General features: G+C 71.7%; 16 protein-coding genes. 9 read left to right on the top strand and 7 right to left on the bottom strand.

Going from position 1 to position 14,776, the window contains the following annotated elements; genetic code table 11:
* Nucleotides 1–71 precede the first annotated feature (71 nt).
* The 3 genes from BFV98_RS33100 to BFV98_RS21725 all read right to left on the bottom strand — a co-directional run bounded on the left by BFV98_RS33100 (nt 72) and on the right by BFV98_RS21725 (nt 2,156).
* Entirely contained in the window at nt 72–149 is a 78-nt protein-coding gene (locus tag BFV98_RS33100; RefSeq protein WP_311202345.1) for an Ms5788A family Cys-rich leader peptide, read from the bottom strand.
* A gap of 95 nt (nt 150–244) precedes the next feature.
* Nucleotides 245–1,027, bottom strand: coding sequence for a DUF2993 domain-containing protein (locus BFV98_RS21730; RefSeq protein WP_013288821.1), 783 nt, complete (start codon nt 1,025–1,027; stop codon nt 245–247).
* A 79-nt stretch (nt 1,028–1,106) separates the two neighbouring features.
* Nucleotides 1,107–2,156: a hypothetical protein gene (locus BFV98_RS21725; RefSeq protein WP_071097615.1), complete on the bottom strand. Its 1,050-nt coding sequence runs from the start codon at nt 2,154–2,156 to the stop codon at nt 1,107–1,109.
* 245 nt (nt 2,157–2,401) lie between these two features.
* Here BFV98_RS21725 and BFV98_RS21720 point away from each other — a divergent pair, with 245 nt between their 5' ends.
* The 7 genes from BFV98_RS21720 (at nt 2,402) to pstB (ending at nt 9,478) form a co-directional block, all read left to right on the top strand.
* Nucleotides 2,402–3,121, top strand: a complete 720-nt coding sequence (locus BFV98_RS21720) for a response regulator transcription factor (protein ID WP_176739763.1) — start codon at nt 2,402–2,404, stop codon at nt 3,119–3,121.
* A 150-nt stretch (nt 3,122–3,271) separates the two neighbouring features.
* On the top strand, nt 3,272–4,126 hold the full coding sequence (locus tag BFV98_RS21715; RefSeq protein WP_071098965.1) for a polysaccharide deacetylase family protein: 855 nt from the start codon (nt 3,272–3,274) through the stop codon (nt 4,124–4,126).
* Nucleotides 4,127–4,193: 67 nt separating this feature from the next.
* Entirely contained in the window at nt 4,194–5,132 is a 939-nt protein-coding gene (mshD, locus tag BFV98_RS21710; protein WP_071097614.1) for a mycothiol synthase, read from the top strand.
* A gap of 233 nt (nt 5,133–5,365) precedes the next feature.
* Nucleotides 5,366–6,469 (top strand): phosphate ABC transporter substrate-binding protein PstS, encoded by a 1,104-nt coding sequence (pstS, locus tag BFV98_RS21705; RefSeq protein ID WP_013288826.1) that lies wholly within the window; start codon nt 5,366–5,368, stop codon nt 6,467–6,469.
* 41 nt (nt 6,470–6,510) lie between these two features.
* Nucleotides 6,511–7,596 carry a phosphate ABC transporter permease subunit PstC gene (pstC, locus tag BFV98_RS21700; protein ID WP_013288827.1) on the top strand — a complete coding sequence of 362 codons (1,086 nt, stop codon included), beginning with the start codon at nt 6,511–6,513 and terminating at the stop codon, nt 7,594–7,596.
* Complete coding sequence (gene pstA, locus BFV98_RS21695; protein WP_030272142.1) at nt 7,593–8,681, top strand: phosphate ABC transporter permease PstA; 1,089 nt, start codon at nt 7,593–7,595, stop codon at nt 8,679–8,681. Before pstC ends, pstA begins: the two co-directional genes overlap by 4 nt.
* 20 nt (nt 8,682–8,701) lie before the next feature.
* Nucleotides 8,702–9,478: a phosphate ABC transporter ATP-binding protein PstB gene (gene pstB, locus BFV98_RS21690; RefSeq protein WP_013288829.1), complete on the top strand. Its 777-nt coding sequence runs from the start codon at nt 8,702–8,704 to the stop codon at nt 9,476–9,478.
* A gap of 71 nt (nt 9,479–9,549) precedes the next feature.
* Here the strand turns inward: pstB and BFV98_RS21685 are convergent, their stop codons facing one another.
* Nucleotides 9,550–10,377, bottom strand: a complete 828-nt coding sequence (locus BFV98_RS21685) for an NUDIX domain-containing protein (RefSeq protein WP_071097612.1) — start codon at nt 10,375–10,377, stop codon at nt 9,550–9,552.
* A 277-nt stretch (nt 10,378–10,654) separates the two neighbouring features.
* Here BFV98_RS21685 and BFV98_RS32765 point away from each other — a divergent pair, with 277 nt between their 5' ends.
* Together BFV98_RS32765 and BFV98_RS21680 are read left to right on the top strand one after the other, a co-directional pair.
* Nucleotides 10,655–10,792, top strand: a complete 138-nt coding sequence (locus BFV98_RS32765) for a hypothetical protein (RefSeq protein WP_232236700.1) — start codon at nt 10,655–10,657, stop codon at nt 10,790–10,792.
* A gap of 124 nt (nt 10,793–10,916) precedes the next feature.
* Nucleotides 10,917–11,885: a Gfo/Idh/MocA family protein gene (locus BFV98_RS21680; RefSeq protein ID WP_030272139.1), complete on the top strand. Its 969-nt coding sequence runs from the start codon at nt 10,917–10,919 to the stop codon at nt 11,883–11,885.
* A 43-nt stretch (nt 11,886–11,928) separates the two neighbouring features.
* Here the strand turns inward: BFV98_RS21680 and BFV98_RS21675 are convergent, their stop codons facing one another.
* From BFV98_RS21675 to BFV98_RS21665, 3 genes are all read right to left on the bottom strand, one after another.
* The gene (locus tag BFV98_RS21675; protein ID WP_013288833.1) at nt 11,929–12,933 is read right to left on the bottom strand and encodes an inorganic phosphate transporter; all 1,005 of its coding nucleotides are present in this window, start codon (nt 12,931–12,933) and stop codon (nt 11,929–11,931) included.
* A gap of 4 nt (nt 12,934–12,937) precedes the next feature.
* Nucleotides 12,938–13,564: a DUF47 domain-containing protein gene (locus tag BFV98_RS21670; RefSeq protein ID WP_013288834.1), complete on the bottom strand. Its 627-nt coding sequence runs from the start codon at nt 13,562–13,564 to the stop codon at nt 12,938–12,940.
* A 149-nt stretch (nt 13,565–13,713) separates the two neighbouring features.
* Complete coding sequence (locus tag BFV98_RS21665; RefSeq protein ID WP_013288835.1) at nt 13,714–14,664, bottom strand: PPK2 family polyphosphate kinase; 951 nt, start codon at nt 14,662–14,664, stop codon at nt 13,714–13,716.
* Nucleotides 14,665–14,776: the final 112 nt, after the last annotated feature.

Raw genomic sequence — 14,776 nt, 5'->3', positions numbered from 1 at the left:
GGAGGGGGAACCGGGAAAGGTTCGTGGACCCTGGGTGGCCGCCGTTCAGGCGGCCGGAGACAGCCCCGCCGTCAGATGACGGGGCGACACAGGCAGGTGGCCACGCGGCACAGGTCGACCGCGCGCCGTTTGGTGAGGAGGGTCCCCATGGGCAGGGAGATTACCAGCCGAGGCGACAGCTGCCACCAGGCCGACCAGCATCCGGGACGGCAGGCCCGTTCCCCGGACCGGCCGTGTGCGGCTTTCAGCCGGCTGAATTGATGGGCACGTTCGCCGCGTCCGCCGTGACCACCAGGCCCTCCGGCTTCGGCTCCACCTTGCGCAGGTTGAGCTGGAACGGCAGCTCCGGCAGCGGCACGTCGATCGAGATGCCCTGCGCGTACCGGGTCAGCGCGGCCCGCGCCAGCGGCACGTTCGGCAGGCCCTCGGCGGTGAGGTCGTTGAAGCGCAGCGCCACCTTGTTGCCGGCCACCGTGACGTCGGCGGTGCCGTTGACGGTGAGCTTGATGCCGAGGACGTCCACCGGCGCGGTGACGGCGAGCTTGCCGTTGCGCTCGCCCAGCGTCAGCCCGGGCCGGTCCAGCAGCTTGGCCAGGCTCTCGTAGGTGACGGTGCCCCGCCCGTCGACGCTCTCGGCCACCACGTCGCCCCGGCCGGAGCGCAGCGTGTCCAGCGAGGCGGTCACGTTGCGCGCGTCCACGTCGAGCTTCGGCACCTCGACCGCGTCGCCCTGCACGTCGCCGCGCACGTCGGTGAGCTGGATCGAGATGCGCTCGTACCGGCCGTCGAGCACCTGGGTGAGGAACGGGAAGCCACCCACCTCGACCTGCGGCGCGGCGGACTGCGCGTCCTGCTTGGCGATCTCCTGCCGGACCTGGTCGGCGATGGCGCGCTCGGCCACGCCGGCGGCCACCCGGTCGGCGACCACGAGCAGCCCGGCCAGCACCAGCAGCAGGACGAGGAAGCCGATCAGCACCTTCCGGCCCCGTCGCCGGGGTCGGCCCTCCGCCGGATACGCCTCTGCCACGCCGCCTCCAGTCCTCGCCGCCGTCACCGCGCCTCGCGGCGCAACCGTACTTACCCGAGGCGAATCCTCCCCAACCGCGTCACAGGAACAGCACGCACATGGCGTACGCGGCGGGCGCGGCCAGCGCGAACCCGCCCAGCGGTCCCTGCATGTGCCGGGCCACCCACATCGTCGGCGGTTCACCGGCCATCAGGCGGCCCGCCTCGGCGTACCCCACCGCGAGGTCGGCCAGGACGGCGGTGGCCGCGCTGACCACCCCGACCAGGGCGGCGCTGGTCGGGGTGAAACCGACCAGGTAGCTGCCGAGCACGGCACTGGTGAGGGTGCCGATCATGGCGCCGGCGACCACGCCCGTCGCGCCGCGCGGCACCTGCGGGGCGAGCCGTGGCCACGGCGCGACCGCGTCGGTGAGCCGGGCGACGAGCAGCGCCACCCCGGCGGCGGTGAGGCAGACAGTGATCGCCTGGGTGCCCTTGGGGATCCGGCTGAGCACGATGAGCGTGGCGAAGGCGACCACGCCCACGACGATCAGCAGGGTGCCGCCGAGCGAGTCGGTCACCCGGACCCGGTCCACCCGCCGCACGAGCTGCCCCAGCACGGCCAGCAGGAGCCCGGCTGCGGCGGCGTAGCCGAGCGGGGCCAGGCCGGCGATGTCCGACTGCACGGCGGCGACGTCGGCGATCACCGCCGTCGCGGCGCTGACGAGCGCGACGACGAGCAGTGCGGGCGGTCGCATGGCCATCGTCCAGGCCAGCACGAACAGGAGCTGGACGCCGAAGATGATCGCCGCGAACGGAAGCCGGTGCCCGGGGCCCGAGGTCTGCGCGCCGAGCACCAGGCCGACGCCGAGCAGCGCGGCGAAGCCGGCGACGGTGAGCGCCAGGGGGCGGCGGACCGGGACCGGAGGCACCTCCTCCTCGGGCTCCTCGTCGGATTCGTCGTCGGGACGCCGGCCGGGACCGCCCTTGCGCAGCCGGCGCGGGCCCTTGCGCTCCGGCCGCTCGCCCTCCTCCTCGGCGGGGCCGGTACGCGGGGCGGGCGGGTAGCCACGGGCGGGGCCGGACGGCCCGGCGGACGGGTCGTCGGCCCACGGTTCACGACCGGTGTCGCGCGAGGTGGAGGGAAACACGCCCCGATCGTGCCAGACCCGGGCGGCTCGGCGGAGGTCCCGGTTTCGACGACGTTAAAACCTGCGCCGCGATCGAGGGCAGAAAGGGCAAACGGTAAATCGCGCGAAGGTGACGGCCGGTCCATCGGTTACGCTCAGGCCGTTACCCGCCCGTCGACGACGCCGGGACCCACGCAAGTTCACAGTGCCGCCCGCACCCGGGCGTGTCGCTGGTCGCGCGCGGCCGGAAGGCCGCCGGGACGGAGGTGATCGTGGAGCTCCTGCTGCTCGTGACCGCGCGGGCCGGTGAGCCGTCGGCGGTGTTGCCGGCACTCGACCTGCTGCCGCACTCGGTTCGCACCGCACCCCGCGACGTCCGCACGCTGGTCTCCGGCCCGACCCCGGACGCCGTCCTGGTGGACGCCCGCTCCGAGCTGAGCGAGGCGCGGGCCACCTGCCGGATGCTGCACGCCACCGGGCTCGGCGTACCGCTCGTCGCGGTCGTCACCGAGGCCGGGCTGATCGCGCTCAACGCGGACTGGGGCGTCGACGACGTGATCCTGGCCGGCGCCGGGCCGGCCGAGGTGGAGGCCCGGCTGCGGCTCGCGGTCGGCCGGCTCAGCAACGCCACCGCCGGCGCCGGCGGCTCGATCCGGGCCGGCGAGCTGAACATCGACCCGGACACGTACGCCGCCAAGCTGAAGGGCCGGCCGCTCGACCTCACGTACAAGGAGTTCGAGCTGTTGAAGTTCCTGGCCCAGCACCCGGGGCGGGTGTTCACCCGGGACCAGTTGCTGCGCGAGGTCTGGGGCTACGACTACTTCGGCGGCACCCGGACGGTGGACGTGCACGTGCGGCGGCTGCGCGCCAAGCTCGGCTCGGAGTACGAGTCGATGATCGGAACCGTCCGCCAGGTGGGCTACAAGTTCGTCGTCCCGCCGTCGCGCTCGCTGCCGGAGCCGGAGCCCGCCCCGCTGCCGGTCTGACCGCCCACGCCCCACCCCACTAGAGGGCACTTTTCTTATATGCCCTTTTTGCCCGATCAGTCAGCCATATTCTGGCTGCCGGAATTGTCGGGCTAAGGGGGCGACGGTGCGTGCGGTGACCACGGGGGCGACGAACGGCCGGTGCCGCTGATGCGGGGCTCCACGCTGCGCGCCGCCGGGCTCGTGACAGTCGTACTGGCCGGCCTGCTCGGATCGGCGTTCGCGCTGGGCCGCAGCCTGGTGCCCGACCCGCATCCGTCGGCCGCCGGAGTCGCCACCACGCTCAACGGGCCGCGCTACGGCGAGCAGCCACCCAGCACCGACTTCCCGGGCGGCACGGCCAGCCCACGGCCGAGCCCCGACGCCGTGCCGGACGCCGCACCGGTCGAGCCCGGCGGCGACGGCCCGTACGGCGCCCTGGTCGCCACCGGCTCGTCCCAGGTCGCGCTCACCTTCGACGACGGCCCCGACCCCCGCTGGACACCGCAGGTGCTCGCACTGCTGGCCCAGTACGGCGTACGGGCGACCTTCTGCGTCGTCGGCGAGAACGTCGAGGCCCACCCGGACCTGGTCCGGTCGATCGTGGCCGAGGGCCACACGCTGTGCAACCACTCCTGGAACCACGACGTCAACCTGGGCAAGCGAGCCCCGGCGACGATCCGGGCCGACCTGCTGCGCACGAACGACGCGATCCTGGCCGCCGCGCCCGACGCGCGGATCGCGTACTACCGCCAGCCCGGCGGGGCCTGGACGCCGTCCGTCATGTCGGCCTGCGCCGACCTGAGTCTCACCCCGCTGCACTGGAGTGTGGACCCGTCGGACTGGAAGGCGCCGGGCGCCACCACCATCGAGGCGATGGTCCGCTCGCAGATGGGGCCCGGCGCGATCGTGCTCATGCACGACGCGGGCGGGGACCGGTCCGGCACCGTCAGCGCGTTGCAGCAACTCCTGCCCGAACTGCTGGCCCGGTTCGAGCTGGAGGCGCTGCCCGTCGGCAGCCCGTGACGAGCGCCACCGATCGCCGTCGTCGTCCGACGGGAACCGCGGCCCGCCTGCCGCTACCGTGACTCAGATGAGCAGCACCGAGCCGACGAGTGGTGCCGGGGCCGACGGGATCGACCGGGCGGACCGGCTGACGCCGGACGAGGTCGCCGAGGTGCTGGCGCTGGCCCGCGCCGCCGGTGACGCCGACGGCGCCGACCCGCTCGACGAGCACGTGCTGCTGCGGCTGCGCGACCCCGAGGCGCCCGCCGTGCACCTCACCGCCCGGACCACCGAGGGCACCCTCACCGGGTACGCGCACCTCGACACCACCGCCCCGGCCGAGGGAGTCGGCGTGGAGATGGTCGTGCACCCGGCGTACCGGCGGCGTGGCTCCGGCCGGGCGCTGGCCCGTGGCGTGGTGGCCGCCGCGTCCGGACCGCTGCGCGCCTGGGCGCACGGCGACCACCCGTCGGCCGCCGCACTGGCCGTCGACCTGGGCTTCTCCCGGGCGCGGGTGCTCTGGCAGATGCGCCGTCCGCTCACCGCCGAGCTGCCGGCACCGGTCGTACCGGAGGGCGTGACGCTGCGCGCGTTCCGCCCCGGCGAGGACGACGAGGCCTGGCTGGCGGTGAACAACGCCGCCTTCGCCCAGCACCCGGAGCAGGGCAGGTGGACGCTCGACGACCTGCGCGTCCGCATCGCCGAGCCGTGGTTCGACAGGGCCGGATTCCTGCTCGCCGTCGACTCCGCCACCGGGCGGCTGCTCGGCTTCCACTGGACCAAGGTGCACGAGCAGCAGGGCTCGGCCCGCATCGGCGAGGTCTACGTGCTCGGCGTCGACCCGTCCGCGCACCGGGGCGGGCTGGGCCGGGTGCTCACCGCCGCGGGCCTGACCCACCTGCGCGACGAGCGCGGGCTGGACCGGGTGATGCTCTACGTGGACGAGAGCAACACCGCCGCTGTGGCGCTCTACGAGCGGCTGGGCTTCGCGCACTGGTCCGCGCACGTCAACTACCAGCTCGGCTGAGCGCTCGCCGGCCCCGGAAATTCGCCACAAAGGCGATAGCGGGCTGCTAGTTCACGAAATGGACAACCCCTCCTCAGCGTACGGCCACCTCGTCGGCTGAACGTGTTCACCGCGCGTTCACTTACGTCCGGCGAACCGTCCACCTGGCCCTCCTACCTTTCGTGTCAGCCGGTCAGCGCCGGCCCCCGGCACTCCGGGCGACCTGACCAAAGACGTGAAGGGAAACCCCTCAAGTGAAGCTCCAGCGGCACGGCGCCATCGCCTGTCTCGCTCTTACCGCGGTTCTCGGTCTCAGCGCCTGCGGCTCGGACAACAACGAGCCGGCCGGTGCCTCCGCCTCCGGTTCCGCCGCCGCGGTGGACTGCGCGACGGGCACGCTGAACGCGCAGGGCTCCTCCGCCCAGAAGAACGCCATGGCCGAGTGGATCAAGGCTTACCAGCAGAAGTGCGCCGGCACCACGATCAACTACGAGCCGAGCGGCTCGGGCGCCGGCATCCAGGCCTTCATCGCCGGCACCGCCGACTTCGCCGGCTCGGACTCCGCCCTCAAGCCGGAAGAGCAGCCGCAGGCCGACGCCAAGTGCACCGGCGGCCAGGCGCTCAACCTGCCGATGGTCATCGGCCCGGTCGCCGTCGTCTACAACGTCAGTGGCGCGGACAACCTCCAGTTCAGCCCGGCCACCCTGGCGAAGATCTTCGCCGGCAAGGTGACCAAGTGGGACGACGCGGCGATCAAGGCCGACAACCCGGACGCCAAGCTGCCGTCGACCGCGATCCAGGCGGTGCACCGCTCGGACGAGTCGGGCACCACCGACAACTTCACCAAGTACCTCTCCAAGACCGCCGAGGCGGACTGGACGCTCGGCAACTCCAAGGCGTGGAAGGCCCCGGGCGGCGTCGGCGCGGCCAAGTCCGACGGTGTGGCCAGCAAGGTCAAGAGCACCGACGGCACCATCAGCTACGTCGAGTGGTCGTACGCCGAGAACTCCGACCTGAAGATGGCGAAGATCAAGAACGGCAACGGCGAGTTCGTCGAGCTGACCGGCGACTCGGCCGGCAAGACCATCGCGGGCGCCAAGTTCGAGGGTCAGGGCAACGACCTGAAGATGTCGATCGACTACAACACCAAGGAGGCCGGGGCGTACCCGATCGTCCTGGCGACCTACGAGATCGTCTGCAGCAAGGGCCTCGCCGCCGACAAGCTGCCGCTGGTCAAGGGCCTGCTCGGCCACGCCGCCAGCGCCGAGGGGCAGAAGGAGCTCGTCGAGCTGGGCTACGCGCCGCTGCCCGAGACCGTCCGCACCAAGGTCGAGGCCGCGGTCAAGAGCCTCTCCTGACGCTCTGACCGACACCTCCTCAACACGAAGCGAGCGAGCAGATGGGTGACACCCCTCACCGCTCGGCCCACGCCGGCACCGGCGGGAACCCCGTGACCACGAGTCACGAGCGACCCGCCGGTGCCTCGGCGCGTGTGGCCGAGCGCCCCGGTAACCCGGGCCGCCCCGACGGTGGCCTCGGCGGCGGCGGCGCCCTCCCTCGGGCCCGCGCCTTCGGCGCGGAACGGGCGTTCCGCGGCCTGACCCTGGCCGCCGGCACCACGGTCCTGGTGGTCATCGCGGCCATCGCGATCTTCCTGATCGCCAAGGCCGTCCCGGCGCTGCGGGCCAACACCGAGTCGTTCTGGACGTTCGAGGGCTGGTTCCCGAACGACGACCCGCCGCAGTTCGGCATCGGCGCGCTCGCCTTCGGCACGGTCCTGAGCTCGCTGCTGGCGCTGCTCATGGCGGTGCCGGTCGCGCTGGGCATCGCCCTGTACCTGTCGCACTACGCGCCCCGGCGGCTCGGCAACGCCCTGGGCTTCCTGATCGACCTGCTGGCCGCCGTGCCGAGCGTCGTGTTCGGCCTCTGGGGCCGGGACTACTTCGCCCAGCCGGTCGCCGACCTGTCCGCGTGGCTGAACAGGTACTTCGGCTGGATCCCGATCTTCGGCGACGGCCCGTACGGCAACTCGATCCTGCTCGGCTCGGTGGTGCTCGCCATCATGGTGCTGCCGATCGTCACCTCGCTGTCCCGCGAGGTGTTCCGGCAGACCCCGACCGCCAACGAGGAGGCCGCGCTCGCGCTCGGCGCCACCCGCTGGGAGATGATCCGCACCGCGGTCCTCCCGTACGGGCGGCCCGGCGTCATCGCCGCGGTGATGCTCGGCCTGGGCCGGGCGCTCGGCGAGACCATCGCGCTGGCGCTCACGCTCGGCTCCACGTACGCCATCTCGTTCAACATCCTGCAGAGCGGCGGCAACTCGATCGCCGCGAACATCGCCAACCGGTTCGCCGAGGCGAACGACACCGGCCGGGGCGCACTCATCGCCTCCGGCCTGGTGCTGTTCGCGATCACGCTGATCGTCAACATCACCGCGCGGGCGATCATCCACCGGCGGCGCGAGTTCACGGAGTCGGCCGCATGACCACTACCCTCACCCCCCGCCGCCCGCGCCCGCCGGCCCAGCCGGCCACGCTGCGGGCGAGGCGGCTTCCCGCGTACGCCGCTCCGGCCATCGCCGTCGCGGCGCTGCTGCTCGCGGCGGCCCTGGTGTACGGCGCCGGCATCGGCGGCCCGGTCCTGGTCGTGGTGGTCGGCGCGCTGCTCTACCTGGCCGGTCTCTTCGTCGCGGCGAACGCGGTGGAGGGACGCCGGTCGGCCCGCAACCGCACCTGGAGCGCGCTGATCCACTCCGCGTTCGTGCTGGCGGTGCTGCCGCTGGCCTCGGTGGTCTGGACGCTTGTCAGCAAGGGCTCCGAGCGGCTGGACGCCAACTTCTTCGGCACCTCGATGAACAACATCGGCTCGCGGGACGCCAACGGCGGCGCGTACCACGCGATCGTCGGCACGTTGCAGCAGGTGGGCATCGCCACCCTGATCACGGTGCCGCTCGGCGTGCTCTGCGCGATCTACATCGTCGAGTACGGCCGGGGCCGGTTCGCGTTCACCATCCGCTTCTTCGTGGACGTGATGACCGGCATCCCGTCGATCGTCACCGGCCTGTTCGTGCTGGCCTTCTGGGTGCTGGTCGTCTCGCCGTGGTTCAACGACGGCCGGCCGGGCTTCTCCGGCTTCGCCGCCGCGCTGGCGCTGAGCGTGCTGATGCTGCCCACAGTGGTCCGCTCCACCGAGGAGATGCTCCGGCTGGTGCCGGCGCCGCTGCGCGAGGGCGCGTACGCCCTGGGCGTACCGAAGTGGAAGACCATCCTGCGGGTCGTGCTGCCGACCGCGCTGCCCGGCATCGTCACCGGCATCATGCTCGCCATCGCGCGGGCCGCCGGTGAGACCGCCCCGGTGCTGCTCGTCGCCGGCGGCGGCGCGGCGATCAACTTCAACCCGTTCGAGAACAACCAGTCGTCGCTGGCCCTCTTCGTCTACCAGCAGGCCGGCGAGGCGTCGAAGTACTCGCCGGCACGGGCGTGGACCGCGGCGCTGACCCTGGTCGCCCTCGTCCTCGTCCTCACCGTCGCGGCGAAGTTGCTGGCCCGTCGTAACCGGCTCGGCCGATGAACCCCGGAGGTACCGCCACCATGGCCAAGCGCATCGAAGCCACGAACGTGACCGCCTACTACGGCGGCTTCAAGGCGATCGAGAACATCAACCTGACCGTCGAGCCGAAGACCGTCACCGCCCTGATCGGGCCGTCCGGCTGCGGCAAGTCCACGTTCCTGCGGTCGATCAACCGGATGCACGAGGTGCTGCCCGGCGCCCGGGTCGAGGGCAGCCTCACCATCGACGACCAGGACATCTACGACCGCGACGTGGACGTCACGGCGGTCCGCCGGATGATCGGCATGGTCTTCCAGCGGCCGAACCCGTTCCCCACCATGAGCATCTTCGAGAACGTGGTGGCGGGCCTGCGGCTCAACGGCGTGCGGCGTAAGTCGATCCTGGAGGAGGCGGCCGAGCGGGCGCTCCGCTCGGCGAACCTGTGGGACGAGGTGAAGGACCGCCTCGCCAAGCCCGGCGCGGGCCTGTCCGGCGGTCAGCAGCAGCGGCTCTGCATCGCCCGCACCATCGCTGTCGAGCCGCAGGTGGTGCTGATGGACGAGCCCTGCTCGGCGCTGGACCCGATCTCCACGCTGGCCATCGAGGACCTGATGTTCCAGCTCAAGGACAAGTTCACCATCATCATCGTCACGCACAACATGCAGCAGGCCGCGCGGGTGTCGGACCGTACTGCCTTCTTCTCGATCGAGAAGACCGGCGACCCGGGGCGCCTGATCGAGTACGACAACACCCAGAAGATCTTCAGCAACCCGAGCCAGAAGAAGACCGAGGACTACATCACCGGCCGCTTCGGCTGAGGTGTAAGGAGGGGGCCCCTGTTAACGCCTCCGGTAGAGGAAGGGGCCCCTCTTAACACCTCCGGCCGAGGTCAGCTCAGGCGGAAGCGGGGCTCGGCACCGTCCAGGCCGTCGATGTGGGGCAGGATCGGCGTACCCGGCTCTCGCTCTGCCGCGGCGCGGGCCACGCCGGCGAGGTCGCCCGCGGCGGCGACCTCGGCGAGCGTGACCATGGTGGGCGGCAGCATGGTCAGCTCGCCGGCCTCGGTCCGGGCCAGGGCGTCGGCCGGGCGCAGCCACAGCGTGTGGTCGGCCTCGCCGGAGACGTCCCGGGTCCGCTGCCCCTCGGGCAGCAGGGCCACGAAGAAGTACGTGTCGAAGCGGCGCGGCTCGAACTCCGGGGTGATCCACCGGCTCCACGGCAGCAGCAGGTCCGACCGGAGCGTCAGGCCCCGACCGGCCAGCAGGTCCGCGAAGCCGACCCGCCGTCCCTCCAGGTCCTGCCGGGCCGCCTCCCAGTCGTCGCCGCTCACGTCGCCTACCACGGTGTCGGGGTCCGGCCCGGCGAGCAGCACGCCCGCCTCCTCGAAGACCTCGCGGGCGGCGGCGCACACCACCGCCTGCGCGGCGGCCGGGTCGAGCCGGAGGCGCTCACCCCACGCCGCCGGGTCCGGGCCGGCCCAGCCGAGGTGCGCCTCCGAGTCGGAGCGGTCCACCCCGCCGCCGGGGAAGGCGTACATGCCGCCGAACGTCATCGCCGCCACCCGGCGGATCATGTAGACCTCGAAGCCGTCGCCGGCCGGGCGGAGCAGCAGCACGGTGGCGGCGACCCGGGGTACGGCTGGTACGGCGCCCTCGGCCTGGAACCGGCGGGCGTGCTCCACCAGGGCGGGGGGTGCGGCGAAGCCGTCGATCGTCATGCGCCGAGCCTAGTTCGCGACGGGCGGCCCGGCCCGGCGGCGGCCGGGCGGAGACGCACGCCGCCTCACCCACACTCCCCGACCGCGCCGTCTGGTCACGATGCGTAGTTTTCGGCCCCGGAGCAACAGACACCCCTCTGCCGCCTTTGCTCTGCAGCCAGATCCGCATCGGCAACCGTCCGTGATCGGTGCGCATGAGGCTGCAGAGCAAAGTCGGCGAGAGGTAGTCAGTCCAGCTCGCGCCAGCGCCGACTTATGTCCGGTTGATCGCTTTTCGGTGCCTAGCTTCGACGAGGAGGAGGGCGGCAGCCGTCACTCTGCGCAGTCTTCACGCTACGTGTTCACCGCGAAGCGGCACGACGTCAAGCTGTTCAACGTCATGGTCCACGTGCTGACCGAGACCAGCCGACGCTGACGGTGCGTCGGGCGATGATCGAACGGGCCGCCCGGGCCGCCGCCGACACCCACGGCACCGCCTGACGTCCCGACGGGTGGATCACCCTGCCGGCCCCGGAGCGGGAAGGGATAGCGTGCCCGGCATGACGCGTTGGGGAATCCTGGCCACCGGAAACATCGCCGCCCGCTTCGCCGAGGATCTGCGGCTGGTGCCGGACGCCGAGCTGGTCGCGGTCGGCTCGCGTACCCGGGAGAGCGCCGAACTGTTCGCGCGCCGGCACGACGTGCCGCGGGCGTACGCCTCGTGGGCGGAACTGGCCGCGGACCCGGACCTGGACGCGATCTACGTGGCGACGCCGCACGCCGCGCACCACGAGGCGGCGCTCGCCTGCCTGGCCGGCGGCAGGGCCGTGCTGGTGGAGAAGCCGTGCACGCTGGACCTGCCGACCACCACCGAGCTGGTGGAGACGGCCCGCGCCCGAGGGCTGTTCCTCATGGAGGCCATGTGGATGCGGACGAACCCGCTGATCCTGCGGGTGCTGGAGCTGATCCGGGACGGCGCGATCGGTGAGGTGACGCACGTACGGGCGGACTTCGGCGTGGCCGGCCCGTTCCCGCCGGAGCACCGGATGCGGGCCCGCACGCTCGGCGGCGGCGCGCTGCTGGACCTCGGCGTCTACCCGCTGAGCCTGGCCCACCTGGTGCTCGGCGTGCCGCAGCACGTGCAGGCATGGGCCAAGCTGACCCCGGAGGCGGTGGACGAGAACACCGGCATGGTGCTCGGCTGGGACTCCGGCGCCGTGGCGACGCTCAGCTGCGGCATGGTCGGGGCGACAGAGATCTCCGCGTCGATCACCGGTACGACCGGCCGGATCGACCTGCCCGAGCTGTTCTTCCGGCCCGCGCACGTGGTGCTGCACCGGGCCGGCGCCGAGCCGGAGACGATCCCGGCGGACCTGACCGGCGGCGGTTACCAGTACGAGGCGATCGAGGTGCAGCGCTGCCTGGCGGCCGGGCTGACCGAGAGCCCGCTGGTCCCGCACTCCGCCACGCTCGAGGTGATGGGCCTGATCGACGACATCAAGGCCCGGATCGGCGTCTCCTACGCGTGAGGGGTCCCCCGCCACGGCGGGGAACCCCTCGGCGTCAGGTCACTCAGAACAAGGGCCGGACCAGTAGGTACGCGAGGCAGGCGATCGCGGCGGCGGCCGGGAACGTGATGATCCAGGCGATCACGATGTTGCCCGCCACGTTCCAGCGCACCGCGGAGAGCCGTTTCGTCGCGCCCACACCCATGATCGCCGAGGTGATCGTGTGCGTGGTGGAGATCGGTGCCTTCAGCACCAGCGCGTTGAAGTAGAGCACCGCGCTGGCCACGGTCTCGGCTGCGAAGCCCTCGGCCGGGCCGAGGTCGATGATCTTCCGGCCGAGCGTCCGGATGATCCGCCAGCCGCCCGCGTACGTGCCGGCGGCCAGCATCGCGGCGGAGGTCCAGAAGACCCAGCCCGGGATGTGCGTCTTGCTCTCCTGGAAACCGCCGGTGTAGAGCGCGAGCACGATGATGCCCATGGTCTTGGCGGCGTCCTGCATGCCGTGGCCGACCGACATGGCGGCGGCGGACGCGGTCTGCGCCCACCGGAAGCCACGGCTGAGCTTGCCGGGCTGGCCCTTCCGGAACAGCCACATGATCGCCAGCATCATCAGGAAGCCGAGGATCAGGCCGACCACCGGCGAGAGCACCATCGGGATGAGGACCTTCTCGATGATGGTGCCCCACTGGACGATGCCGTCGGCGGCGAACAGGGTGGCGCCGACCAGGCCGCCGAAGAGGGCGTGCGAGGACGAGGACGGCAGGCCGAAGTACCAGGTGATCAGGTTCCAGATGATCGCGCCGAGCACGCCGGCGAAGACCACGCCGAGGCTCTCCACCCCGGTCGGCAACGTCACCAGCCCGTCGCCGACCGTCTTGGCCACCCCGGCGCCGAAGTGCGCACCGACGAAGTTGCCGACGGCGGCCAGCGCGAGCGCGATCCGGGGGGTCAGCGCCCGGGTCGAGATGCTGGTGGCGATCGCGTTGGCCGCGTCATGGAAGCCGTTCGTGTAGTCGAACGCCATGGCGACCGCGATCACCGCCAGCACGGCGATGAGTTCGGGTGTCACTGGATCAGGACTCCTTGACCGCGATGGTCTCGACGGTGTTGGCGACGTGCTCGAAGGCGTCGCAGGCGGCCTCCAGCTCGTCGGCCACCTCCTTCATCTTCAGCACCGTGAGCGCGTCGTACTCACCGGAGAAGAGGCGGACCAGCAGCATCCGGTACGCCTGGTCGCCGTCGTTCTCGAGCCGGTTGCACTCGATCCAGTAGTCCTCGAGATCCTTCATCGACTTCAGCCGGGGCATCGCCTCGGCGGTGAGCTTGGCCTGCAGGTCGAGCACGTTGACCAGCTCGTGCAGCTCGCGCGGGAGCGACGGGAGCTTGGTCAGGCCGTACAGGTAGAGCAGGTTGCCGACCGCCTCCAGGTGGTCCATCACGTCGTCGAGCAGCGAGCCCAGCCGGTAGATGTCCTCCCGGTCGAACGGCGTGATGAACGTGGAGTTGATCTTCTTGTACAGCTCGTGCGTGATCTGGTCGCTGTCGTGCTCGATGTCGGTCAGCCGCTCGCTGATCGACTGCACGTCGGCACCGGGCAGACCCAGCTCGTTGAGCAGTTCGGTCCCCTTCACCAGGTTCTGCGCGGCCCTGGTGAAGAGCTCGTAGAAGGCGCCCTCGGTGGGACGGAAGGAAAACTTCACAGCACGGACCTCGTCGTGTCGGTGGAAGGGTGGCCGTCGCCCCCCGGGCGTCTGCTCTGCGCATGCTAGGGACCGCGCCGAACCCACTTTCGATCGGCCCACCCCTGGTCAGGCCCGATTCACCGCTCGTTCACCTTCCGTTCACCTGATCACGGACGGCGCTGGCTCCGTAACCGGTCACGCTCCCGTTCGACGTCGAAATCGGCAGGCGGATACCCCAGATCCAACCCGCCGAACGTCTCCCGCAGCAGGTGGGCGACCGCCCAGTCCCGGTACCACTTGCGGTCCGCCGGCACCACGAACCAGGGCGCGGCGTCCGTGCCACAACGCTCCAGAGCCTCGGCGTACGCGTCCTGGTAGTCGCCCCAGCGTGCCCGGGTGTCCAGGTCGCTGGGGTTGAACTTCCAGAACTTCGTCGGGTCGGTGAGCCGCTCCATCAGCCGCTCGCCCTGCTCGGCGTACGAGATGTGCAGCATGACCTTCACCACTGTGACCGCCTGCTCGGTCAGTTCCCGCTCGAAGTCGTTGATGATCGCGTACCGGGACCGCCAGGTCGCCTCGTCGACCAGCCCTTCGACCCGGGCGATGAGCACGTCCTCGTAGTGGGAGCGGTTGAACACGCCCACGTACCCGGGTGGCGGCAGCGCCCGGCGTACCCGCCACAGGAAGTCGTGCCGCAACTCCTCCTCGGTCGGCGGCCCGAACGAGCGGATGTGCAACCCGAGCGGGTTCATCGCGCCCGCCACCCGCTTGACCGTGCCGTCCTTGCCACCGCAGTCCATCGCCTGGAGCACCAGCAGCACCCGGCGCGGCCGGTCGCCGTCCAGCCCGGCGTCCGCCTGCGCCGGCGCGCTGGTGGCGCTGCCCGGCCCGGCGGCGCCCTGCGCGGAGGCGTACAGCATCTCCTGCTGCCGCCCCAGTTCCGCGCCGATCAGCTCGACCTGGGCCCGCGCCCACTCCTTGCGCGCCGGCCCGTGCCCGGCCGCCACCGGTAGGCCCGGCGTCGACCGAGGATCGACAGCCGCCAGATCGACAGTGCCCGGCCCCACCCGAAGCAGTTCCCGCATAGGCCCGCCGTCGGGCCCCACCACCTCACTCATCCCCCGATCCTCACCCCCGGAGCCGTTCCCCGCCCGCCCCGCCCCGTCGATCTTGCAGTTGCGGCCCCTGGTACGCCCGGAAAGCACCGTTTGCCGGGGCGGCAAGTGCAAG

Source organism: Micromonospora sp. WMMB235, assembly GCF_001855515.1.
GTDB lineage: Bacteria > Actinomycetota > Actinomycetes > Mycobacteriales > Micromonosporaceae > Micromonospora > Micromonospora aurantiaca.
Note: the sequence above shows the minus strand (reverse complement) of the source record. Positions and strands in the feature narration are given on the sequence as shown.